20 protein-coding genes are annotated in these 20,857 nt (G+C 62.1%); 5 read left to right on the plus strand and 15 right to left on the minus strand.

The annotated features are described in order from the left end of the window. Nucleotides 1-54: 54 nt before the first annotated feature. On the minus strand, nucleotides 55-321 hold the full coding sequence (locus ACIPZB_RS10080) for a hypothetical protein (protein WP_008089269.1): 267 nt from the start codon (nucleotides 319-321) through the stop codon (nucleotides 55-57). Between the two features lie 343 nt (nucleotides 322-664). Here ACIPZB_RS10080 and ACIPZB_RS10085 point away from each other — a divergent pair, with 343 nt between their 5' ends. Then, nucleotides 665-1,990, plus strand: coding sequence for a sigma 54-interacting transcriptional regulator (locus ACIPZB_RS10085; RefSeq protein WP_400640086.1), 1,326 nt, complete (start codon nucleotides 665-667; stop codon nucleotides 1,988-1,990). Nucleotides 1,991-2,225: 235 nt separating this feature from the next. Here ACIPZB_RS10085 and ACIPZB_RS10090 read toward each other — a convergent pair whose 3' ends face one another. The 10 genes from ACIPZB_RS10090 to ACIPZB_RS10135 form a co-directional block, all read right to left on the minus strand. Beyond that, entirely contained in the window at nucleotides 2,226-4,427 is a 2,202-nt protein-coding gene (locus tag ACIPZB_RS10090) for an LTA synthase family protein (protein WP_400640087.1), read from the minus strand. 139 nt (nucleotides 4,428-4,566) lie between these two features. Next, the gene (locus ACIPZB_RS10095; RefSeq protein ID WP_400640088.1) at nucleotides 4,567-5,847 is read right to left on the minus strand and encodes a hypothetical protein; all 1,281 of its coding nucleotides are present in this window, start codon (nucleotides 5,845-5,847) and stop codon (nucleotides 4,567-4,569) included. A gap of 48 nt (nucleotides 5,848-5,895) precedes the next feature. After that, nucleotides 5,896-6,642: a hypothetical protein gene (locus tag ACIPZB_RS10100; protein ID WP_400640089.1), complete on the minus strand. Its 747-nt coding sequence runs from the start codon at nucleotides 6,640-6,642 to the stop codon at nucleotides 5,896-5,898. Between the two features lie 32 nt (nucleotides 6,643-6,674). Continuing rightward, on the minus strand, nucleotides 6,675-7,355 hold the full coding sequence (locus ACIPZB_RS10105) for a C39 family peptidase (protein ID WP_400640090.1): 681 nt from the start codon (nucleotides 7,353-7,355) through the stop codon (nucleotides 6,675-6,677). Between the two features lie 74 nt (nucleotides 7,356-7,429). After that, nucleotides 7,430-9,013, minus strand: coding sequence for a heme utilization protein (locus tag ACIPZB_RS10110; RefSeq protein ID WP_400640091.1), 1,584 nt, complete (start codon nucleotides 9,011-9,013; stop codon nucleotides 7,430-7,432). A gap of 65 nt (nucleotides 9,014-9,078) precedes the next feature. Next, nucleotides 9,079-9,657, minus strand: coding sequence for an adhesin (locus tag ACIPZB_RS10115; RefSeq protein WP_400640092.1), 579 nt, complete (start codon nucleotides 9,655-9,657; stop codon nucleotides 9,079-9,081). A gap of 1 nt (nucleotide 9,658) precedes the next feature. After that, a complete protein-coding gene (locus ACIPZB_RS10120) occupies nucleotides 9,659-10,096 on the minus strand; it encodes a hypothetical protein (protein ID WP_400640093.1) in 438 nt (145 codons plus the stop codon). 296 nt (nucleotides 10,097-10,392) lie between these two features. Next, complete coding sequence (locus ACIPZB_RS10125) at nucleotides 10,393-10,944, minus strand: AAA family ATPase (protein ID WP_400640094.1); 552 nt, start codon at nucleotides 10,942-10,944, stop codon at nucleotides 10,393-10,395. Further along, a complete protein-coding gene (gene pnuC, locus ACIPZB_RS10130; RefSeq protein ID WP_400640095.1) occupies nucleotides 10,941-11,504 on the minus strand; it encodes a nicotinamide riboside transporter PnuC in 564 nt (187 codons plus the stop codon). The genes ACIPZB_RS10125 and pnuC overlap by 4 nt, the downstream gene beginning before the upstream one ends. Before the next feature lie 95 nt (nucleotides 11,505-11,599). Then, on the minus strand, nucleotides 11,600-13,234 hold the full coding sequence (locus ACIPZB_RS10135; RefSeq protein ID WP_400640096.1) for a methyl-accepting chemotaxis protein: 1,635 nt from the start codon (nucleotides 13,232-13,234) through the stop codon (nucleotides 11,600-11,602). A 298-nt stretch (nucleotides 13,235-13,532) separates the two neighbouring features. Here ACIPZB_RS10135 and ACIPZB_RS10140 point away from each other — a divergent pair, with 298 nt between their 5' ends. After that, nucleotides 13,533-14,363 (plus strand): undecaprenyl-diphosphate phosphatase, encoded by an 831-nt coding sequence (locus ACIPZB_RS10140; protein ID WP_008089245.1) that lies wholly within the window; start codon nucleotides 13,533-13,535, stop codon nucleotides 14,361-14,363. Continuing rightward, nucleotides 14,364-14,726, plus strand: a complete 363-nt coding sequence (locus tag ACIPZB_RS10145) for a DUF1294 domain-containing protein (protein WP_400640097.1) — start codon at nucleotides 14,364-14,366, stop codon at nucleotides 14,724-14,726. It abuts the gene before it with no gap. 8 nt (nucleotides 14,727-14,734) lie between these two features. Here ACIPZB_RS10145 and ACIPZB_RS10150 read toward each other — a convergent pair whose 3' ends face one another. Beyond that, nucleotides 14,735-15,094, minus strand: coding sequence for an MmcQ/YjbR family DNA-binding protein (locus ACIPZB_RS10150; protein WP_400640098.1), 360 nt, complete (start codon nucleotides 15,092-15,094; stop codon nucleotides 14,735-14,737). Continuing rightward, nucleotides 15,087-15,989 carry a LysR substrate-binding domain-containing protein gene (locus tag ACIPZB_RS10155; protein ID WP_400640099.1) on the minus strand — a complete coding sequence of 301 codons (903 nt, stop codon included), beginning with the start codon at nucleotides 15,987-15,989 and terminating at the stop codon, nucleotides 15,087-15,089. The genes ACIPZB_RS10150 and ACIPZB_RS10155 overlap by 8 nt, the downstream gene beginning before the upstream one ends. A gap of 134 nt (nucleotides 15,990-16,123) precedes the next feature. Here ACIPZB_RS10155 and ACIPZB_RS10160 point away from each other — a divergent pair, with 134 nt between their 5' ends. After that, nucleotides 16,124-16,735: an FMN-dependent NADH-azoreductase gene (locus tag ACIPZB_RS10160; protein WP_400640100.1), complete on the plus strand. Its 612-nt coding sequence runs from the start codon at nucleotides 16,124-16,126 to the stop codon at nucleotides 16,733-16,735. A 136-nt stretch (nucleotides 16,736-16,871) separates the two neighbouring features. Continuing rightward, nucleotides 16,872-17,909: an alpha/beta hydrolase family protein gene (locus tag ACIPZB_RS10165; protein ID WP_400640101.1), complete on the plus strand. Its 1,038-nt coding sequence runs from the start codon at nucleotides 16,872-16,874 to the stop codon at nucleotides 17,907-17,909. On the opposite strand, the gene ACIPZB_RS10170 is transcribed toward ACIPZB_RS10165, so the two are convergent. Both ACIPZB_RS10170 and ACIPZB_RS10175 read right to left on the minus strand, forming a co-directional pair. After that, the gene (locus tag ACIPZB_RS10170) at nucleotides 17,880-19,181 is read right to left on the minus strand and encodes an MFS transporter (protein WP_400640139.1); all 1,302 of its coding nucleotides are present in this window, start codon (nucleotides 19,179-19,181) and stop codon (nucleotides 17,880-17,882) included. The genes ACIPZB_RS10165 and ACIPZB_RS10170 overlap by 30 nt on opposite strands. 89 nt (nucleotides 19,182-19,270) lie before the next feature. After that, the gene (locus ACIPZB_RS10175) at nucleotides 19,271-20,857 is read right to left on the minus strand and encodes an ABC-F family ATPase (RefSeq protein WP_008089163.1); all 1,587 of its coding nucleotides are present in this window, start codon (nucleotides 20,855-20,857) and stop codon (nucleotides 19,271-19,273) included.

The following is a 20,857-nucleotide window of genomic DNA, read 5'->3' on the forward strand; positions in this document are numbered from 1 at the left end:
TTGAAAGTTGCACAAGTGCGTGACAAGCACGCACTTGCTGGTCAGTCGGTGATATTACTTCGGCATCGACCAAGGCTGCAGGTCATAACCCTTCTGGGACAACTCGGCGCGCACTTCCTCGATCAGGCATGCCCATTGTGCCGGGTCGGAATAGATACGCGAAGACACTTGCTTGCTCCCGATACGGGTGCTGGTCCGGTCGATCACGGCCAGGCTCAGCTCACCAGTACCGTTGGGTGCATCCCAGGCTACGCACTGGAAAGGTTCGAAGGCGTGGTCGGCAATCAGCAGGGCTTCGTTGACACGGAGCGGGGCATTCATGGTTCGGTCTCTCTATGGTCCCAAACAGCGTAATGTAGGTCCGCGTTACTGCTATGTCGCTTCAGCTTATCGCGATCTGCAGTGCGGGGTTATTCGTACTGATGCTCCAAGTTGGTAGGGGAGTCACACAGTCTTGATACTTTTTTTCAAATTTGAACTGTTTTTATTGATCTGCGCCGCCTGTGACGTCGATAAATTTGAAAAATTCCCACATGGCCTGTCCAGCGCAGAATCGGGCAGACAGACGGTAGTGGGCACCGTCAAGTTCGTTGCTACTGTTAAAACGGCGCCGCAACTTACTGTTTTCATGTAAAAAACCACAAATTGGCGCCAAGGAACGGTCATGCACGCTACCGCCGCCCTGCGTCGTTTGCTCATCGTCGACCCGTGCGATGATTGTCACCGCTTGCTGCCAGGTCTTGAGAGCGCTGGCTGGGCTGTTCACAGCTGTAGCCTGGACCTGGCGCTGGAGCACCGCTGCGACCTTGGCCTGTTGCGCCTGCAGGAGTCGCACCTGCGCCACCCGGACGCGGTCAAGGACATGATCAAACGCAGCAATACCGAATGGATCGCAGTGCTCAACGCCGAACAACTGCGGATGCAGAACGTCGGTGACTTCGTCTGTGAATGGTTCTTCGACTTTCACACCTTGCCATTCGACGTATCCCGCGTGCTCGTCACCCTGGGGCGTGCGTTCGGCATGGCACGCCTGCGTGGCAAGGGCGCGGTACCGGTCGATGGCCAGGAGCACGAACTGCTGGGCGACAGCCGGCCTATCCTGGAGCTGCGAAAGCTGCTGGGCAAGCTGGCGCCTACCGAATCACCGGTATTGATCCGGGGCGAGAGCGGCACGGGCAAGGAGTTGGTAGCACGTACGTTGCATCGTCAGTCGCAGCGCTGCGAAATGCCGTTTATTCCCATCAACTGCGGCGCGATCCCCGAAAATCTGATCCAGTCCGAGTTGTTCGGGCACGAGAAGGGCGCGTTCACCGGCGCGCATCAGCGCAAGGTAGGGCGGATCGAGGCGGCCCATGGTGGCACGCTGTTCCTCGACGAAATTGGCGACCTGCCATTGGAACTGCAGGCCAACCTACTGCGCTTCCTGCAGGAAAAGCATATCGAGCGGGTCGGTGGCAGCCAGCCGATACCGGTCGATGTACGGGTGCTGGCCGCCACCCACGTGGACCTGGAAAAGGCCATCGAGCAAGGGCGTTTCCGGGAAGACCTGTATTACCGTCTCAACGTGTTGCAGGTCGTGACTGCACCATTGCGTGACCGGCATGGCGACTTGTCGATGCTGGCCAACCATTTTTCACACTTCTACAGCCTGGAGACAGGCCGTCGGCCGCGATCCTTCAGCGATCATGCCCTGGCCGCCATGGGGCGGCACAATTGGCCGGGCAATGTGCGGGAACTGGCAAACCGGGTGCGACGGGGGCTGGTGCTGGCCGAAGGGCGGCAGATCGAAGCCCAGGACCTGGGCCTGCATGTTCACCAGCAGGAGGAGCAGCCGCTGGGCACGCTGGAAGACTACAAGCACCGTGCGGAGCGTCAGGCGTTGTGCGACGTGCTCGACCGGCACAGCAACAACCTCAGCATTGCCGCGAAGGTACTGGGTGTATCGCGACCCACGTTCTACCGGCTGCTGCACAAGCACCAGATCCGGTGACCCTGCAGGTCATCAAAACCTGCAGAAATCTTGCGGGATCAACTGCCTTGCTCAATTTCCAAAAGTTGACGCGATTCCTGTGGGATCAGCTGTCTTGCTCAATTCCCTAAAGTTGACGCGATTCCTGTGGGAGCCGGCTTGCCGGCGATGAGGCCGGGACAGGCACGATGATGTAGCCTGTGCTGGCCCTATCGCCGGCAAGCCGGCTCCCACATCCAACAGCTGCACCGCAAGTTCAGCTCGACTGCGCGATATGCCCGTCCGAGAGCTCCTCGACCGTCTCTTCCTCACCCGGCAACGCCGTGATCACACTGAAATCGCTGATTTCCACTTCACCCCCGCCATACCCCAGCAAGTGGAAGGAAAATGCCTTGCGCACTATAGGGTTGTCGAAGCCGAACTCCATCTCCAGTGGTTCATCCGCCGTCACCCGAATCTCCTCTGGCAGACCCAGCGGTACGTCCTGCTCCAGCTCCTTGGCCTTGAGCTGGATGTAGGCGACGTGCTGTCGATCGAGTGCGCGCACCTTGATCCGCACCCGGGTGTGCGAGCCTTCGGGCATTTCCAGGTACTGCGCGCCAATCAGGTTGTCGGCCCAGTCATCGCGAATGCGCGCCTGTAATTGGATGGCCGACGGGCCACCAAACTGGTAACGCAGGTTGAGCGGTGTCTGCAACAAGGACTGGTCGAGTACCCCGGCAAGGGCGCCGAGCTGTGGCCCTGTGTGGTCGTCGGCCGGGCCGAGGTAGCGGGCCTGGTCGGCAATGAAGCCTTGGCTCGCGTAGCGGCGACAGCGTTGCTGGAAGTCGCATTCGGTGAATACACCTTGGCCATCGTGGTAGCGCAACATGCCGTTGGTGTAGGAAATCATCTCCCGCCCGCTGTCGTAGTCGCGCAGCAGTGAGCGCCCGGCCAGTGCCACCGGGATCGGCAAGGCAAAGTAGTCGAGCAGGGAGGTGGCCAGGTCGACGTGGCCGTAGGTGCCCTGCTTGAGGTGCGGCAGTTGCGCCTGCTCCGGTGCCAGGATCAGGTTGAAGCCCCAGGAGGAGGCCAGGCGCACCCCGTCGATACCGTGGGATTCGTCGGACGTCACCACCACCAGCGTGTCCTTGAGCACGCCCTGGCGCTCGAGGTTGTCGAGAAATGCCCCTAGCGCATCGTCAAGGTAGGCCACCGCGGCCTGCTTGGCGGTGTCGTAACGCGCCAGGTAGTCGGCCGGAGCCGAATAGGGCTGGTGGGTACCCACGGTCAGCAGGGTCAGCATCCACGGGCGGTCCTGTTGGCGCAGTTGCCCGACGTAGTCCTGGGCACCCTCGAAGAATGCCCGGTCATCCTTGCCCCAGGGGAACTCCAGGTAGTTCTCGTTGCTGAACCATTCCAGACCATGCACCGAGTCGAAGCCGATGTGCGGCATGATCCGGTCCTTGGCCATGAAGCGCAGGCCGGCGCCCTGCAGGTAATGTGTGCTGAAGCCCGCCTGGCGCAGCTGGGCCGGCAGGCAGGCCTGGTTACGTTGCTGCTGGGTGAGCAGCTCCATCCCTTTGGGCGTGCCGTTGGCCAGTTTGTCGTAGTCGCCGCAGAGCATGGCATACAGGCCGCGGATGGTCTGGTGGGTGTGCAGCACGTAGTCCGGGGTGTTCATGCCGCGCTCGGCCCAGCGGCTGAGATTGGGCATCAATTCTTCTTCGAAGCGGCTGTGCAGGGCCTGGCGGTTCGGCCGTACATAGGCGCCGGGGATGCCTTCCAGGGTGATCACCAGCAGGTTGCGAGCGCTTCCGGGGGCGCTCAGCAGTTTCTGGCCATGCAGGTCGGCCTGGGTCAGGCCGGCACTGGACAGGGGCGTGACGGGCTGCTCCTGGCCAGTCCAGGTGAGCGCCCGCCGTTGCAGGTCGTTGACGCCTGCGGACAGCAACTGGTGAGAGAGATTGTATTGGCGCCACTGGTCGGCATCGGAAGGCGTCAGCTGTTGGCTGCCCCAGTGCAGGCCGAACAGCAGCACAGGGATGGCCAAGGCCCAGCGCGGCAGCGCTGCAGGGCGATGCACCCGACCTCGCCAGGTGATCGAGCACCAGGCCAGCAGGCCCGCTGCCATCAGCCAGGGCAACCAGGGATGGGCGAGGCCGCCGCCGGTGGAGTTTTCCATGAATTGCGGGTCGATCAGGTATGCCAGGTCGCCACTGTTGGGCAGCCGCCCGACAGCGCTGACCAGCTCTGCGGAAGCTACCCAGAGTGCGGCCCAGGCCAGCAGCACAGGCAGTGCCAGCCACCAGGGCCGGCGGTGCAGCAACAGCAACAGGAGGCTGCCGAAGGCCAGGTCCGACAAGTAGCCGAGCGGATTGGACCACCCCAGGAGGGTGCGCGCAGCCAATGGGATCACCAGCACCAGGGTTGCCAAGGCGACGAGCCGAGTGTGCGAGTGGCCGAGCTGGATATTCACGAAAACTTTCCTTAATTACCGTCAAAACGTCACATAGCTATGCGTGATGATAACAGTCCGGTGTCAGGAAAGCGGTTGGCTACAAAGTTGGTTACCAAAACCAGGCCCTCGCTGCAGGCCTGGCATTGGCAAAACCCGGTCAGAAGTAGTACGGGAATTTCAGGCTGAAGGAGAAGTCTGGCGAATCGTCCGTCAGGCCAATGGCGAGGTTTGGCACGATGGTCAGGTTGTTGGTGGCGGCGAAGGTCAGGCCGATGTTGAAGTTCGCCGAGTTGTAGTCGCTGTTGCTGATCGACTGCCAGTCGCCGCCGTCGGGTTTGATCTTGCTCTTGCTGGCAAACTGGTCGGTGACCGAGAACGACATACTCATCTTCTCGTTCAGGGCGAACGCGATACCACCGCCAATCTGCCAGGAGTCGCCGAGTTTCACGTCGCCCGGCACCTTGGTGTTGACGGTGGGGCTGATGTCGCTGAACGAATCTTCCATGTTGTAGGTGTACGACAGGCTGCCGAAGAGCACGGCCGGGTCGAAGGTCTTGACCAGCGAGATACCGGGTGTGATGGCCCACACGCCATTGCCGGTTGGCAGGTCTTCAGGGATCGCGAGGTTGTCGTTGGCGCTATCCTGGATAAGCTTGATGCCGTAGGGGTCCTTGCCGGTAGGCGCCTTGATCCGCAGCGTGGCGACGGTGTCTGGCCAGTTTTCCGACTCGTCGATGAATTTGTAGGCCACGCCGACGTTGACGTCGCCGATGGTTGGGTCACGTTTCACCGAGCCATCGGAACTCACCCCGGCTGCACCACCCGCACCGCCGGAGGAGTAGGTCGACTCGCGGTAGACAATCGGTACGTTAATGTCGAACTGCCAGCGCTGGTCGACGTTGTAGCGTCCCGTCAGGTCCAGCGTCCAGTTGTCGGCCTTGATCCGGTCGATGTTGATATTGCCCAGGAATATCGAATCGAGCGCCAAAAAACCGTTGAGCGTCAGGGCACGGGTGTCGTAGTGGGTGTAGGTCAGGCCGGTTTCGACACTGAACTTGCCGCCGCCAAAGAAGCCGCTGGCTTCGTCATACAGGTTGGAAACGCTTTGCGCCGGTTCCGAGTCCTCTTTGAGCGATTGGCCGTAGGAGCTGCCGGTGGTGCCCGGTGCCCCGGAGGCCACGGTCTGTGCGCCCTTGACGCCTTCGGCGGGTGATTTGGTCAAACGCTTGGGCGCGGGAGTAGCAGGGGCTTCCTCGACCTGACGCAGGCGTTGTTCCAGCACCATCAATGCATTCTGTTGGGCTTCGTAACGTTGTTTCAATGCGAGCAATTCTTGTTTCAGCGCTTCGACTTGAGGGTCGGTTGCCGCTTGTAGCAGTGTGGCCGGGGCCAAGGTCGTCAAACAAACGATAGCTCTCAACGTCAACAAACGATGCATGGATTAGCCGTCCCTTCTGACTACTTGTTCGATGAGACAGAGCGTAGATCAGTATCCGCCGGTGCGAAGACCTTTGAGCTGATCAAGGTTGGCGTTCATCGGGCCAGCCGTTGCAGGGCTGTCGCGCAGCACGACATTGAGCTCCGTCAGGTTGCGCACCTGGTTGCCAGCGCCGAGCAGGGTAGTGTTCTGCATCAGCCCACCCTGGCCTAGCCGCTGCAGTGCGCTGCCCTGGTTGTTGTTGGCAACGATGCCGAGCTGCACGCCGGTGCCGTTGGCGGAAACGCTCAGAGAGCCTGCGCCGTTGGCGCCCACCAGCGTCGTGCCCGCCGCCAGGGCCTGGCCTTGCGTTTGCGTGGCGGGTGCTTCGTTGCCCTTGGTGACCGTGATACCGACGTTGTTGTAAGCCGAGTTGTAGTCACCGGCGGCACGTACCACCTGGGTCACGCCTTCGGTGGTATTGAGCCCGCTGCCACCGGTAACGGTACCGGTGCCTGGGCTCTGCGATTGCGAATTGCCGGTGCCTTTTTCATTGATCATCGAGACATAGAACTGCGGTTGCAGGGTGGAATGCTGGATTTGCATCGAGGAGGTAGCGCCGATCACCTCGCCGTTGGCGTTCTGCCAGGTGCTGGTCATGACCACGCCAAAACTGACGATGCGCCCCGGCAATACATAGCGCCCGCGCAGTTCTGCCAGTTCCTGATCTTTTAGTTCGATCGGTTTGAACGTCTGTGCCTGGGTCGGCAGGCTGGCGGCCAGGCAAACGACTGCGAGCCAGCATGAAGTCTTCATGGGATGCTCCCGGGGCCTCTTGCCCCTTGTCATTAGAAGAAGTCGCTTTGGATGAAACCGAAGTCCATCAACTCGGCATCCTTCACCGGGGCGAAGTTGTTGATGCGGTTCTTGGCGCTCAGTGGCAGAGGCGGGTCGAGCAAGATGTTGGACTTGTCGTACCCTTGGCCGATGACGGCGAAGATGATGCCGTTCCAGCCTTTGACGAAATCATCGAGTTTGAAACGTTTGTGGCCCAGTACCGGGTCGCCGATGTACACCCAGCCGTTGTCGACTTTCTGCATGACCACGAAGTGCTTGTAGCCGCGGATGTCCATCAGCACCACTACCGGGATACGGATGCTGTGCAGGGTATCGGGCGCTACCCGGTAGCCGCGGGCACGCATGCCTAGGCTTTCCACGTAGCGCTTCATGTCGAGCATCGAGAAGCCCTGGGTACGCACCAAGTCATGGTCGGCGTTGGCCAGCATGCCCTCGATCACGTGTTGTTCGTCCACGTCCAGCCAATAGGCCTGGCGCAGAATGGTCGCCAGCGATGCGGCGCCGCAACTGAAGTCGGTTTTCTGTTGTACAAGGTCGGCGAACTTGCGCTCGCGGATGCTCTGGACGGGTTTGTAGATCACTGCACCACCTGGCAGGACGGACAGCGGCATCTGGGCTGCTTCGCTGACACTGGCCATGCACAGCAGGAATGCCAAGGCGATAATGCGCATGTTCCATGCCCCCCCTGTTTTTATAGAAAGCTTTTGTAGAAAGAGGCCCCCCGAAGGGGGCCTCAAGGTTGCAGTTACATCGAGGTGTTGGAGATGGCCAGCGAGTTGCTCTGCTGGTTGCCCACACCGGCTGCCACGTTGACGCCCAGGTTGCCGCTGCCGCCATTCACCGAGCCACTCAGGGTTGCGGTGTTGGTTACAGGGTTGGCCCAGCCAGTCGGGGTCAGCACTTGGAACGAGACGGTGTTTTCCATCGCGTACTCGCTAGCCTCGCTGAAGCTCTTCGAGATGCTGTCCGAAGACTCCGAGGCCTTCTCGCCAGATTTCTCGAAGGCCGAAGCCTGCGCTTTTTCCCATGCCGACTCGTTTGCCTTCTCGTAGGCAGTATCGCGAGACTTGTCGTAGGACGAGTCGCGGCTGCGGTCATACGAAGAGTCACGGGTACGGTCATACGCAGATTCGCGGCTGCGATCAAACGAGGAGTCACGGGCTCTGTCGAAGGACGAGCTCAAGGACTTGTCGAACGACGAGTCGGTGGACGACTCGTGCGACTTGTCGATCGATGCGTCAAGCGAAGCGCTGAGCGATGCATCGAAGTCGGCACTGCGCGAGCGCGTGAAGTTGCCGAAGGTTTGCGACGAAGACGCACTGCCGTTGGCACTGGCATCGAGCGAAGCGTTCACCGAAGCGCTAGACGACGAGCTGTGGTCGCTGCTCGACGAGCCATTGGCTGCCCAGTTGTTGGAACCGCTGGCGCTGCTGCTGTTGCTGCCACTGGCGCTGCTGCTGTTCGAGCCGCTGGCACTGCTGCTGTTGCTGCCACTTGCGCTGCTGCTGTTGGAGCCGCTGGCGGTCATGCTGGTCGAACCGCTGGCGCTGCTGCTTTTGCTGCCGCTGGCGCTGCTGCTTTGGTTGCCAGCCACGCTGAAGCTCGAGCTGGAGCTCTTGTCAACGCTGGCATCGAACGAACCGCTACGCGAGGACGAACCGCTCTGGGAGGTGGTGAAGGACAGTGTGTCGATGGTGTAGGTACGATCGGCACGGTTTTCGACGGTCAGGCCAGGTCCGTTCTGGTTGGCCGAAGCGGTGGCAGTGGAGTTGCCGATAGCGGCAGCGTTGTTGGCAATGGCCATGGTATTTTTCTGCTGGTTCAGGTCGCCGCCAGCGATGTTGATACCAATGTTGCCGCTGCTGCCGTCAGCCGAGCCGCTCATGACCGCAGAACTCTGGGTCGACCAGTTCTTGACGGTGTTGTTGTTGCTGAACTGGCGCACGCTTGCGGTGGCTTCGGAGTTGCCGAAGACGAAGCTGTTGTCGATCGCGGAGTTATCGGACGAGGTATTGGCAATGGCCGCGGCGTTGTCTTGTTGGTTGCCGTTACCGGCCGCCACGTTGACGCCGACGTTACCACTGGCACCGGTGCCGGAGCTGCTCATTTCGGCTTCGTTGACAGTGCCTTCATTGAGGATACGGTTGCCCGTACTGCGCTGAACATCATTGGCTTCGGCAGTGGCGTTGGTATACACCGCTTTTGCCGGTGGGGTGTGGTTATTGTGGTGGCCATGGCCACGTCTGTCGTTCTGATCCGCTTGTGCAGCAACAGCCATGACCGCAGCAATTGCGAAAACCAGAGGCTTGATTGCCATCGAGGGTTTCATGGTGTTTCTCCGTCTTCTTTAGGTTAAGTGTTGTTCTTACCTTTTTACTTACCTACCTATTCGGGTCAGTTCGCGACCCGTACGCTCAGGGTGTTTGCCGTCTGGTTACCCACCCCGGCGCTCTGATTCAGCTGAATGACCCCACGGCTACCGGTGAATGCCTGGTCACCTGTGGTGACCTGGCGATAGCCAGGGGAGGAATCAGTTGGATCGGAGCTGTTGATCAGCGCCACGTTTTGCTGCAGCAGGACGCTGTCGTCGATACTTTGCGGTTGTGTACTGAGGCTGATGCGCAGGGCGTTGGCCTGCTGGGTGCTGGCGCCGGCGCTCTGGTTCACACCCAGGGCGCCACTGCCGTGACTGAAGGCGTCGCCCTGGATGCTGGCACGGGCATCCATGTTGGGGTCGACGATGGATATCTGGCGTTGCCGGATCTGCGTGTTGGCAGCGGCCGTGGTGCCGGTGGCCAAGGCCCGGGCGTTGGCTTGCTGCTGCAGGTCGCCTGCCGCCTGGTTGACGCTTAAGTTGCCTTGGTACTGCGCGCCGGAACTGTCGATGTTGGCGCTGTTGATCACGGGAACCGGGGATTGGGCGAGGGCCGTTGCACTGCAGAGGGTGGCCAGGATTAACAGCGATTGCCTCATCTCATTTGCCTCCGGTCAGGATCTGCAAGGGCGCCAGGCCGCGCTGGACACTTGAGTTGACCATGTTGGAAATGCCGTTGCCGGAGCCTGTACCGCGACCCGCCGCCAGGTTGGGGAGTTGGGTCTGGTTGCCGATGTTGCCGCCCACATTGTTGGTCTGCTGGGTGATCAGCGAAGAAATCCCGGTACCGCTGGTGATGTTGGCAAAGTCCCCATCGCTCAGTTCGTTGGTCTGCTTGAGCACGTAGGCGGAGGGGTTGGCGTTGGCGGTGGTGGGGTAGGGGTCGGGCGCCAGGGGGGCGCGAGTTGCGATGCGGGGTTGAACATCGCGGGTGATGACGATGATTCCATTTTCGGCCTGTACCGGCACGCTGAAGCTTGCGCCCAAAGCACAGCCGACCAGCAGCAGACGGCAGATGCCATTGTCCAGTTTTCCCATGACTGCAATTCCTTCTTCAGCGCGGGCCTGATTAGGCGTTGCGAGGAGGAGAGCAGGAGGCGTGCCGCTTTTGATTAATCTTTTTTAATCAATGCCTTGTAGTAACTTGTTGGCAGTTGCGAGAGGTTGATGTATCAGGGTTGAGACAGATTATCTGCAAAGTGGGCTGTTTTCCGGTATGGATGTTGCTCAGGGGGCGCTTTCGCTCACTGTTTCATCGACTTGACACTCCCACCACCAAAAGTGGGTAAGTCCGCAAATACGGGGGTCAAGGCCCACTGGGGTGTGTCAGAGGGTTAACACTCGGTGGGGCAAACCGGGGTTTTTCCCTGCAACAGGCCCTGCACGGCGCGCAATGCCACCGCACTGCGCCGGGGCCAGTCACCCTCGATCACCTGCACCGTTTGCCGATGGCGCTGCAACCACTGCAGGCTGTCGGTGAAGAAGCGATGCCGGTCGGCAAGGTCCGGCTGGCTGCGTTGGCCATCGGCCACCCAGCCCACATCATGGGGGCTGAGCAACAGGTGCAGATCATACTGACGAGCAAGCAAGGCTTGTTCCAACCAGGTCGGGCAATCCTGAAACAGCGCGCGGCTCCACAGCATGTTGCTCAACAGATGAGTATCGAGGATCAGCAGCTCCGGAGCCTGTTGCCGTGCCTGATCCTCCCAGGCCAACTGGCCCAGGGCGATGGGGGTGATATCGGCGTAGCAGGTGTCGCGACATTCCTGGTCGATGAAATGGCGCACATATTCGCCCACCACCACACCGCCGAAATGCGCCTGGATCTCGCCACTGAGCCAGCTCTTGCCGCTGGACTCGGGGCCACACAGCACCAGGACCTTCATGCCTGCAGCGCCGGGTCGCGGCGCCACTCCAGCCAGCCGCGCACGGCGATCAGGGTCAGCACGGCGAAGAAGCCTGCGGTGAAGTACAGCTGCTGGTGCAGGTACTGGCCGACATAGACCACGTCCACCACCATCCACAGTGGCCAGCACTGCACGCGTTTTTGCGCCATCCACAGCTGCGCGACCAGGCTGAAGCCTGTCAGCGTGGCGTCCAGCCAGGGTAGGGCGGCATCCGTCCAGTTGGCCATGGCCGCGCCCAGCGCCACGCTGATCAGCAGACCACCCACGAGCCCGGCGACCAGTGTCGGTAATTGCAGGCGCGAGACGTGGCGGGCATCCTCGACGCGGCCCGGGCGCGTCCATTGCCACCAGCCGTACAGTTGCAGCGCGGCATAGGCCAGTTGCAGCAGCATGCCCGAATACAGCTTCACCTCGTAGAACAGCCAGCCATATATAAGCACCATCACCAGACCGATCGGCCAGCACCAGGCATTCTGCTTGACGGTGAGCCAAACGGCGGTGACGCCGAGCACGGCGGCGATGAGTTCGAGGCCGGACATCGGCGCTCCTTGGCGGCTTGAGGGGGGCGCGATTGTAGCCTGTGGGCGAAGGGAGGTGTAGAGCGGCGCATGCACCGCCCACTCCGGGTCCTTGGCTAAACCTTGAACTGACGCAGCAACTGCTCCAGCCCTTCGCTCAAGCGGCCCAAGGCCACGCCCGCATCACTGGACTGACGCGCCGCTTCGGCGGTCTGCTGAGACAGCCCGGCGGTATCCAGCACATTGCGATTGATTTCCTCGACCACATGCGACTGCTGCAACGTCGCGCTGGCGATCGATGCGTTGAGCGCGGTGAGGCTGTGCAGTGCCTGGTTGATGGCACTCAGGCTGGAGCCGGCCTCGCGGGCTTGCTCGACGGTCTGGCGCGACGCCTCGCTGCTGGTATCGATGGCCTTGACCGCGGCGTCCGACTGCTTTTGCAGGTATTCGATCATGGTGTGTATCTCGGCGGTCGATTGCGCCGTGCGCTGGGCCAGCAGGCGCACTTCGTCGGCCACCACGGCAAAGCCGCGACCCTGTTCGCCGGCCCGCGCGGCTTCGATCGCTGCGTTGAGGGCGAGTAGGTTGGTCTGCTCGGCAATGGCGCGAATCACCTCCAGCACACCACCGATCTTGGTGCTATGACCCGCCAGGTCGCGGATCACCTGCACCGCCTGGTCGATGGTCAGTGACAGGCGGTCGATCTGCAGCAGGCTGCTGTCGATGGCCTGCTGGCCATGCTCGACCTGTTGCTGTGCGGCCTGCATTTCGCCGGCGGCCTGTTCGGCAGTCTTGGCCACGTCCTGAACGGCGTAGGTGACTTCATTGACGGCGGTCGCCACCTGGTCCATCTGCAGCGACTGCTGGGCGCTGTGTTGTTGCGCGGCGCCGGCATTGTGGCCGACATGCCCGGCGGAATGAGCCAGCGCATGGGCGGCGTCCTGCAACTGGCCGACCACGCCTTGGAGCTTGCCGTTGAAGCGGTTGAAGTGCTCGCCGAGCTGGGTGATTTCGTCGCGGCCATGGGTGTCCAGGCGACGGGTAAGGTCGCTTTCGCCGCTGGCGATGTTGCCCATTGCCTGCACTGCCTCCTGCAACGGGCGGGCGATGCTGCGGGCGATCAGCATGACCACCAGGGCCATCAGCAAGGCAACGCCCACGCCGACCAGGGAGGCGTCACGCAGCTGGCGCGCGAATTCGGCCTGAACGTCATCGACATACACGCCCGAGCCGATAACCCAACCCCACGGCTGGAACAGCTGGATGTACGAAGTCTTGGCCACGGGCTCGCTGGCCCCGGGTTTGGGCCAGCGGTAGTTGACAGGGCCGGCGCCCTGGCTGCGGGCGAGGGCGGCCATTTCATTGAACACGGCAAACCCGTCCGGGTCGCGGATGGCGGAAAGATCCTGGCCGTCGAGCTTGGGGTTGGCCGCGTGCATGATCATCTTCGGCCCAAGGTCGTTGATCCAGAAGTAGTCGCCCTGGTCGTAGCGCAGCGCGCGCACCACTTGCAGCGCTTGCTGCTGGGCGGCCTCGCGGCTGAGCGTGCCGGCGGCTTCCAGCCCCTGGTAATAGGTGAGCACGCTCGCGGCGGTCTGCACCACATGGCGGGTCTTTTCTGCCTTGGCCTGGTACAGGTCGCCGTGGATCTGGCGCAGCATCAGCAGGCCGAGGACCACCAGCATCGCCACCGCAACCAGCAGGATCAGCCACAGACGGCGACTGATCGACATCGACCTCAAGGTCTTCATGAACGGCACTCCCGCATTGTTCTTGTTATTCAGTGCATCCAAGCATGCTTTGCCGTCAGTCTGTATCCGACTAATGGCTAAGTGCCATTTAGTTGTGACGTTACGGCATGCCGCGCGAGCCATCGCCAGGTTGCTCTGCTAGGATTTCGGCCGCGCAAGATGAAACCTTTAGGCGGGGTGAACTTTTCTACTGGCGTTATACCCAACAGTCGCTGTAAAAGAGCCGCGCCGCGAGCGGCAATCACAAGCAAATCAAGAACAAGGGGCCTGCGATCAGCAGTGCTTCAACGGGGGAATGATGGATTTTTGGACTGCCTTCCAGGCAATCATCTTAGGCGTGGTCGAAGGACTGACGGAGTTTCTGCCGATCTCCAGTACCGGCCACCAGATCATCGTTGCCGACCTGATCGGTTTTGGCGGTGAGCGGGCCATGGCGTTCAACATCATCATCCAGCTGGCGGCGATCCTGGCGGTGGTGTGGGAGTTTCGGGGCAAGATTCTCGAAGTGGTGTTCGGCCTGGCCAGCCAGCCGAAGGCGCGGCGTTTCACGGGCAACCTGCTGCTGGCGTTCATGCCGGCCGTGGTGCTGGGCGTGCTGTTCGCCGACCTGATTCACCATTACCTGTTCAACCCGATCACCGTGGCGGCCGCGCTGGTCGTGGGTGGCGTGATCATGCTCTGGGCCGAGCGCCGTTCGCACCGCGTGGAGGTCGATCACGTCGATGACATGCGCTGGTCGCATGCCCTGAAAATCGGCTTCGTCCAGTGCCTGGCGATGATTCCGGGTACCTCGCGCTCGGGCTCGACCATCATCGGCGGCCTGCTGTTCGGCCTGTCTCGCAAGGCGGCCACCGAGTTTTCGTTCTTCCTGGCGATGCCGACCATGGTCGGTGCAGCGGTGTACTCGGGCTACAAGTACCGTGATCTGTTCCAGCCCAGTGACTTGCCGGTGTTCGCCATCGGCTTCGTGACCTCGTTCATCTTCGCCATGATCGCGGTGCGTGCGCTGCTCAAGTTCATCGCCAACCATAGCTATGCGGCGTTTGCCTGGTACCGCATCGTGTTCGGCTTGCTGATCCTGGCGACCTGGCAGTTCGGCTGGGTCGACTGGGCGACGGCGAACGGCTGAATGCGGATCAAGCTACTGGCGCTGGCAGTGCTGTGTCTGCTGCCCATGGCAGGGGCGCTGCAGATGGCCTGGAGCGGGCAATCGTGGTTGCCGCTGGGGCTGTATCCGGCGGCTAGCCTGGTCACCGTCCTGCTGTATTGGCAGGACAAGCACCAGGCCCGCACTGCGGGCTGGCGTACACCCGAAAAGGTGCTCCACGCCAGTGAACTGCTCGGCGGCTGGCCGGGGGCGCTGGTGGCCCAGCAACTGTTTCGGCACAAGACGCGCAAGGTTTCCTATCAAGTCGTGTTCTGGATCATCGTGGTGGTTCACCAGGTGTTCTGGGCCGACTGGCTGTTTCTGGGCAATCACCTGCTGTCGTAGTGCTCCGCTTACATCAGCAAACCCACCTGCAAGCGCTTCGGTAGCCGCCGCACCACCAGCTGGTGCGAGCGCTGCAACAGGTCGCACAGCTCCTCGCGTCCCATCGGGTAGGGGGGCTGCATGATGACCCAGTGCGCCCGCGCCAGGTACGGCGCCGGCCGCACCCCAGGGCGGTCGCAGTAACCCAGAAACAGCTCGTTGCCCACCTTGAACGATAATCCCGCCCCGGCCAGCCCGATGACCGCGAACATCTTGTTGCCCGCCACCGAGAACACTCGGATCCCGCCCCATTTGTAGTCTTCCCGTGCGCCCGGCAGGTTCAGGCAGAAGGCTGCCACCTGGTCCTCGGTCATCTTCTGCTTAGACATAACGCTCTCCACAGGCTTCGAATGAGGTAGCCAGGTGGTCGATCCACACCCGCACTGCCGGTAACAGCCCACGCCGGTGCGGGTACACCGCCTGCAAGTAGCCCCCTGGCAACGACCACTCCGGCAGCAGCCGTACCAGCTCCCCGCGTGCCAGCTCTTCTTCACAGAACATGCTCGGCAGGGCCGTGAACCCTAGCCCGGCGCGCACGGCAGCATTGCGTACCACGAAGTCATCGATCGCCAGGCGTGGCTCCAGGGCAATTTCCTGCTGCCGGCCATTGGGCCCAAGTAAACGAAAGTGCACCAGCCGGTCGGCTTCGGCAGCGCCCAGCACCGGCAGGGAGGCCAGTTCGGCAGGGTCACGCACATGGTCGGCAAAGCCCGGTGCGGCCACCAGCTGCATCTGCGCCTGGCGCAGGCGGCGGGTGACCAGCGCCGGGTCTTCGTCGCCCAGGTCGCGCACGCGCAGGGCCACATCGATGCCTTCGGAAATCAGGTCGACACGGCGATTGAGCAGCACCATGTCCAATTGCACCTGGGGGTACTGCTGCAGAAAGCGGCTGATCACATCCGGTAAGAAGGCATGAGCCAACGCCACCGGGCAGGACACCCGCAGGCGACCCCGGGGCTCGCTGCTCATGCTGGCCACTACTTCGTCGGCCGCCTCGGCCTCCATCAACATGGCCTGGCAATGGTGCAGGTAGCGTTCACCGACCGTGGTCAGCTTCAGCTGCCGCGTGGTGCGTTGCAGCAGGCGGGTGCCGAGACGTTCTTCGAGCTCTGCGATGCGGCGCGACAAACGCGACTTGGGAATGCCCAGCTGACGCCCGGCGGCGGCAAAACCACCGGCTTCGACCACTTGGGCAAAATAGAAGAGGTCATTGAGGTCTTGCATGAGGGCTGTCTCACTGTTCTACCTGTGGGACAAACTAACGCATTTTTGCCGACTTATCAGCTATTCGACGCCTAGGTAGGATTCTCCCCATCGTGATCGCCCACCGCCGCGGTCTTCATTCACAGGAGATTCCCATGAAACTGTTGCATATCGATTCGAGCATCCTGGGCGACAATTCCGCCTCTCGCCAACTCAGCCGCGAAGTGGTCGAGGCCTGGAAAGCCGCTGATCCGAGCATCGAAGTGGTGTACCGCGACCTCGCTGCCGATGCCATCGCCCACTTCTCGGCGGCCACCCTGGTGGCGGCAGGCACCCCGGAAGACATGCGTGATGCCGCCCAGACCTTCGAGGCCAAGCTCAGTGCCGAGACCCTGGAAGAATTCCTGGCCGCCGACGCCGTGGTGATTGGCGCGCCGATGTACAACTTCACCGTGCCGACCCAGCTCAAAGCCTGGATCGACCGCGTCGCCGAGGCTGGCAAGACCTTCCGCTACACCGAGGCTGGCCCTGAAGGCCTGTGCGGTGACAAGAAAGTGGTGCTGGTGTCCACGGCCGGCGGCCTGCACGCAGGTCAGCCTAGCGGCGCCGGCCACGAAGACTTCCTCAAGGTGTTCCTGGGCTTCATCGGTATCACCGACCTGGAAATCGTCCGCGCCCATGGCCTGGCCTACGGCCCGGAACACCGCAGCAAGGCGATCGATGCTGCACAGGCGCAGATTGCCAACGAGCTGTTCGCGGCGGCCTGATCTGGCCAGCCTGACTGCACCGGCCTGTTAACCCACAGGCCGGTGCAGGCGCATTTTTCATCCAGCTTTCATCTGCTGCTCGCTCGACCGGCCCTATCCTCTGGTGATCCCCTCGCTCCGCTCGGGTAGCCGGCCAATGAACATCCTCCGCTGCTTGCTGGCACCGTTGCTGTGCGTCGGCCTGCTGGGCCATGCCGAGGCCGCCCCGTGGGTCGCCGGCCTGCACCACATGACCCTGGACGATCCGGTCGATTCGCGCCCGATGCAGGCCTTGGCCTTCTACCCCGCCCATGGCACACCCCGCAGCCTGCGCATCGACGGTTACCCCGTCGACGTCGCCGAGGAAGCTCCGGTTGCCTCAGGCCAGTTCCCCCTACTGGTGCTTTCCCACGGCAACACCGGCAGCCCCCTGGCCTTGCATTACCTGGCGACATCTCTGGCTCGCCAGGGGTTCGTGGTGGTGGCGGTGGTGCATCCAGGCGACAACGCACGCGACCACAGCCGCCTTGGCACCTTGAGTAACCTGTATGGCCGACCGCTGCAGGTCAGCGCCGCGATCAGCGCAGCCCGCGTTGATGCGCTGCTGGGCCCCTACCTGAACGATGGCAAGGTTGGCGTGATCGGCTATTCGGCCGGTGGCGAGACGGCGCTGATCCTGTCAGGCGCGCGGCCCGACCTTGACCGCCTGCGCAAATACTGCCTCGAACGCCCCAACGATGCCGACGCCTGCAAGACTCACGGGGTGCTGATCGCCGACCGCAACGAGCTGGCCCCCCAGGCTGACTCACGGGTGGGGGCGGTGATGCTGATGGCGCCTCTGAGCCTGATGTTCGGCCGTCATGCCCTGGCCGGCGTAAAGGTCCCGGCACTGATCTACAGCGGCGACAGCGACCAGCTGGTGGCGGTGGACCGAAATGCCGAGGCGCTGGCGCGCAAATTGCCCGTGACCCCGGACTATCGCCTGCTCGCCGGCGCCGGGCATTTCGTGTTCATGGCCCGCTGTGACGAAGAGCAGCATGCGCGTATGCCGGTACTGTGCAAGGATGCCGAGGGTGTCGATCGGCGTCATATCCATCATTCCCTGCAGCGCGACACCGCGGCGTTCTTCAGCCAGACCCTGGGCGCGCCAGCGTATGCAGGTCGTTCAGGCGCGACGGCCGCGCCGCGCCAGTAGCAGCGTCAGGCCAACACCGGCCAGGGCCAGCAAGGCCGCTACACAGAAGATCGAGGCATAGCCCAGGTGCATCGCCACCGCGCCCATCACTGGCCCTGCGATGGCCAACGCCATGTCGAAGAACACCGCATAGGCGCCCAACCCGGCACCGCGGCTGCTGCTCGGCACCTGCTTGATCGCTTCGACACCCAATGCGGGGTACACCAGTGAAAGCCCGAATCCGGTAAGCCCGGCACCCAGTAGTGCCCAGGCAGGCGAGGGCGCCAGCCACAACAGGCCCAAGCCGAGCACCTCGGTGGCCATGCAGGCGACGGCCACGTTATAGCCGCCAAAACGGTTGACCGCGTTGACGAACAGCAGCCGCGAAACGATGAAACACAGGCCAAAGGCACTGAGGCACCAGGCCGCGCCGACCCAGCCGCGCTCCAGGTAATACAGGGTAACGAAGGTGGTCAGGGTTCCATAGCCGATCGACGCCAAGGTCAGCCCTAGGCCGCACGGGGCCACCCGGCCGAACGCCGACCAGAAGGGCAGGCGCTCCCCGCGCACCACGACCACATCGGCGCGCTTGCGCAGCACCAGCAAAGCGAAGCCGGCCAGCACCAGCAGCGCTGGCCCCAGCACACTGAAATCAAAGCCATCGACCGCCACCACGCCCATGGGCGCGCCAATCGCGATGGCACCGTAGGACGCGATGCCGTTCCAGGAAATCACCCGGGCCGTGTGCTCCGGCCCCACTTGGTTGATACCCCAGCTCAGTGTCGCCACGCCGATCAGGCCTTGGGCAAGCCCGAGTAGTACACGCCCGCCCAACAGCAAGGCCAGGCTCACCAGTGGAATGCTCAGGGTCCAGGCTGAAAGCAGCGTCAACACCCCGCAACCGGCGATCCCCAGCAAGCCATAGCGAATGGCCTTCTTGCCGCCCAGGGTATCGGCCACGCGCCCAGCGAAGGGACGGCTGAGCAGGGTAGAGAGGTATTGCAGTCCGATGGTCACCCCGGCGATCACCGCGCCGAAACCGAGCTGATCGTGGACATAGCTGGGCAGCACCGCGATCGGCAAGCCGATGCAGAGGAAGGCAATGAAGGTGTAGAAGACGATCGACAGGATCTGCTGGGTGATGCCGAAGGTATTGCTGGCGGGGGCGGGTTGCTGCGCGGTCATGGGCTCGTTCGCGGGCGGGCGGGGCGTGGCTTCATCATGGCCGTTGCGCGAAAGAAAAGAAAGCAGGCTAACTAATATTTTATAGGTTTGTGGAGGCGCTGCCCTCATCGCTGGCAAGTCAGCTCCCACCCCGGATTACGGTGCTTTTATGTGGGAGCCGGCTTGCCGGCGATGAGGCCATTACAGCCTCAGCTGATTCAGACCAAGACGCCCTGGCTACGCAGGTAATCGTCATAGGTGCCGCTGAAGTCCACTACGCCATCGGGCGACAGCTCGATGATGCGGGTGGCCAGCGACGATACGAACTCACGGTCATGGCTGACGAACAGCAGGGTGCCCGGGTAGTTCTCCAGCGCCAGGTTCAGCGCTTCGATCGATTCCATGTCCAGGTGGTTGGTCGGTTCGTCCATCACCAGCACGTTCGGCTTTTGCAGGATCAGTTTGCCGAACAGCATGCGGCCCTGTTCACCACCGGAAATCACCTTCACCGACTTGAGGATCTCGTCGTTGGAGAACAGCATGCGCCCGAGCGTGCCGCGAATGACCTGTTCACCGCTGGTCCACTGGCCCATCCAGTCGAACAGGCTCAAGTCGTCTTCGAAGTCGTGGGCGTGGTCCTGGGCGTAATAGCCCACTTCAGCGCTGTCGGTCCATTTCACCGAGCCTGCATCCGGCGTCATCTCGCCTACCAGGGTGCGCAGCAGGGTGGTCTTGCCGATACCGTTGGGGCCGATGATCGCAACGCGCTCGCCGGCTTCGACGGTGATGTCGAAGTTCTTGAACAGGACTTTTTCGTCGAAGGCCTTGGCCATTTTCTCGACGACTACCGCCTGGCGGTGCAGCTTCTTGGTCTGCTCGAAGCGGATGAACGGGCTGACCCGGCTCGAAGGCTTGACCTCGGCCAGTTGGATCTTGTCGATCTGCTTGGCCCGAGAAGTCGCCTGCTTGGCCTTGGAGGCGTTGGCCGAGAAGCGGCTGACGAAGGTCTGCAGCTCGGCGATCTGGGCTTTCTTCTTGGCGTTGTCCGACAGCAGCTGCTCGCGCGACTGGGTCGCTGCGGTCATGTACTCGTCGTAGTTGCCCGGGAACAGGCGCAGCTCACCGTAGTCCAGGTCGGCCATGTGCGTGCATACGCTGTTCAGGAAGTGACGGTCGTGGGAAATGATGATCATGGTGCTGTTACGCGCCGTCAGAATCGTTTCCAGCCAACGGATGGTGTTGATGTCCAGGTGGTTGGTCGGTTCGTCGAGCAGCAGCACGTCCGGGTCCGAGAACAGTGCCTGGGCCAGCAGCACACGCAGCTTCCAGCCGGGTGCCACTTCGCTCATCGGGCCGAAGTGCTGTTCCAGCGGAATCCCCAGGCCCAGCAGCAGCTCACCGGCACGGGATTCGGCGGTGTAGCCGTCCATTTCGGCGAATTCGGTTTCCAGCTCGGCGACGGCCATGCCGTCTTCCTCGGTCATTTCCGGCAGCGAGTAGATGCGATCGCGCTCAGCCTTGACCTTCCACAGCTGACCATGGCCCATGATCACCGTGTCGATCACGGTGAATTCCTCGTAGGCGAACTGGTCCTGACGCAGCTTGCCCAGGCGGGTGTTCGGTTCGAGCATGACCTGACCACCGGACGGCTCCAGGTCGCCGCCGAGGATCTTCATGAAGGTCGACTTGCCGCAACCGTTGGCGCCGATCAGGCCGTAGCGGTTGCCGTTGTTGAATTTGACCGAGACGTTTTCGAACAGCGGCTTGGAGCCGAACTGCATGGTGATGTTAGCGGTGGAGATCAA

This window comes from Pseudomonas sp. NPDC089396, from assembly GCF_044749545.1.
Taxonomy (GTDB): Bacteria; Pseudomonadota; Gammaproteobacteria; order Pseudomonadales; family Pseudomonadaceae; genus Aquipseudomonas.

Bases quoted from the DNA above. Each gene is read 5' to 3' on its own strand.
- ACIPZB_RS10080 (WP_008089269.1), bottom strand. From the start codon at position 321: ATGAATGCCCCGCTCCGTGTCAACGAAGCCCTGCTGATTGCCGACCAC.
- ACIPZB_RS10085 (WP_400640086.1), top strand. From the start codon at position 665: ATGCACGCTACCGCCGCCCTGCGTCGTTTGCTCATCGTCGACCCGTGC.
- ACIPZB_RS10095 (WP_400640088.1), bottom strand. From the start codon at position 5,847: ATGCATCGTTTGTTGACGTTGAGAGCTATCGTTTGTTTGACGACCTTG.
- ACIPZB_RS10100 (WP_400640089.1), bottom strand. From the start codon at position 6,642: ATGAAGACTTCATGCTGGCTCGCAGTCGTTTGCCTGGCCGCCAGCCTG.
- ACIPZB_RS10105 (WP_400640090.1), bottom strand. From the start codon at position 7,355: ATGCGCATTATCGCCTTGGCATTCCTGCTGTGCATGGCCAGTGTCAGC.
- ACIPZB_RS10110 (WP_400640091.1), bottom strand. From the start codon at position 9,013: ATGAAACCCTCGATGGCAATCAAGCCTCTGGTTTTCGCAATTGCTGCG.
- ACIPZB_RS10115 (WP_400640092.1), bottom strand. From the start codon at position 9,657: ATGAGGCAATCGCTGTTAATCCTGGCCACCCTCTGCAGTGCAACGGCC.
- ACIPZB_RS10120 (WP_400640093.1), bottom strand. From the start codon at position 10,096: ATGGGAAAACTGGACAATGGCATCTGCCGTCTGCTGCTGGTCGGCTGT.
- ACIPZB_RS10125 (WP_400640094.1), bottom strand. From the start codon at position 10,944: ATGAAGGTCCTGGTGCTGTGTGGCCCCGAGTCCAGCGGCAAGAGCTGG.
- pnuC (WP_400640095.1), bottom strand. From the start codon at position 11,504: ATGTCCGGCCTCGAACTCATCGCCGCCGTGCTCGGCGTCACCGCCGTT.
- ACIPZB_RS10135 (WP_400640096.1), bottom strand. From the start codon at position 13,234: ATGAAGACCTTGAGGTCGATGTCGATCAGTCGCCGTCTGTGGCTGATC.
- ACIPZB_RS10140 (WP_008089245.1), top strand. From the start codon at position 13,533: ATGGATTTTTGGACTGCCTTCCAGGCAATCATCTTAGGCGTGGTCGAA.
- ACIPZB_RS10145 (WP_400640097.1), top strand. From the start codon at position 14,364: ATGCGGATCAAGCTACTGGCGCTGGCAGTGCTGTGTCTGCTGCCCATG.
- ACIPZB_RS10150 (WP_400640098.1), bottom strand. From the start codon at position 15,094: ATGTCTAAGCAGAAGATGACCGAGGACCAGGTGGCAGCCTTCTGCCTG.
- ACIPZB_RS10155 (WP_400640099.1), bottom strand. From the start codon at position 15,989: ATGCAAGACCTCAATGACCTCTTCTATTTTGCCCAAGTGGTCGAAGCC.
- ACIPZB_RS10160 (WP_400640100.1), top strand. From the start codon at position 16,124: ATGAAACTGTTGCATATCGATTCGAGCATCCTGGGCGACAATTCCGCC.
- ACIPZB_RS10165 (WP_400640101.1), top strand. From the start codon at position 16,872: ATGAACATCCTCCGCTGCTTGCTGGCACCGTTGCTGTGCGTCGGCCTG.
- ACIPZB_RS10170 (WP_400640139.1), bottom strand. From the start codon at position 19,181: ATGAGGGCAGCGCCTCCACAAACCTATAAAATATTAGTTAGCCTGCTT.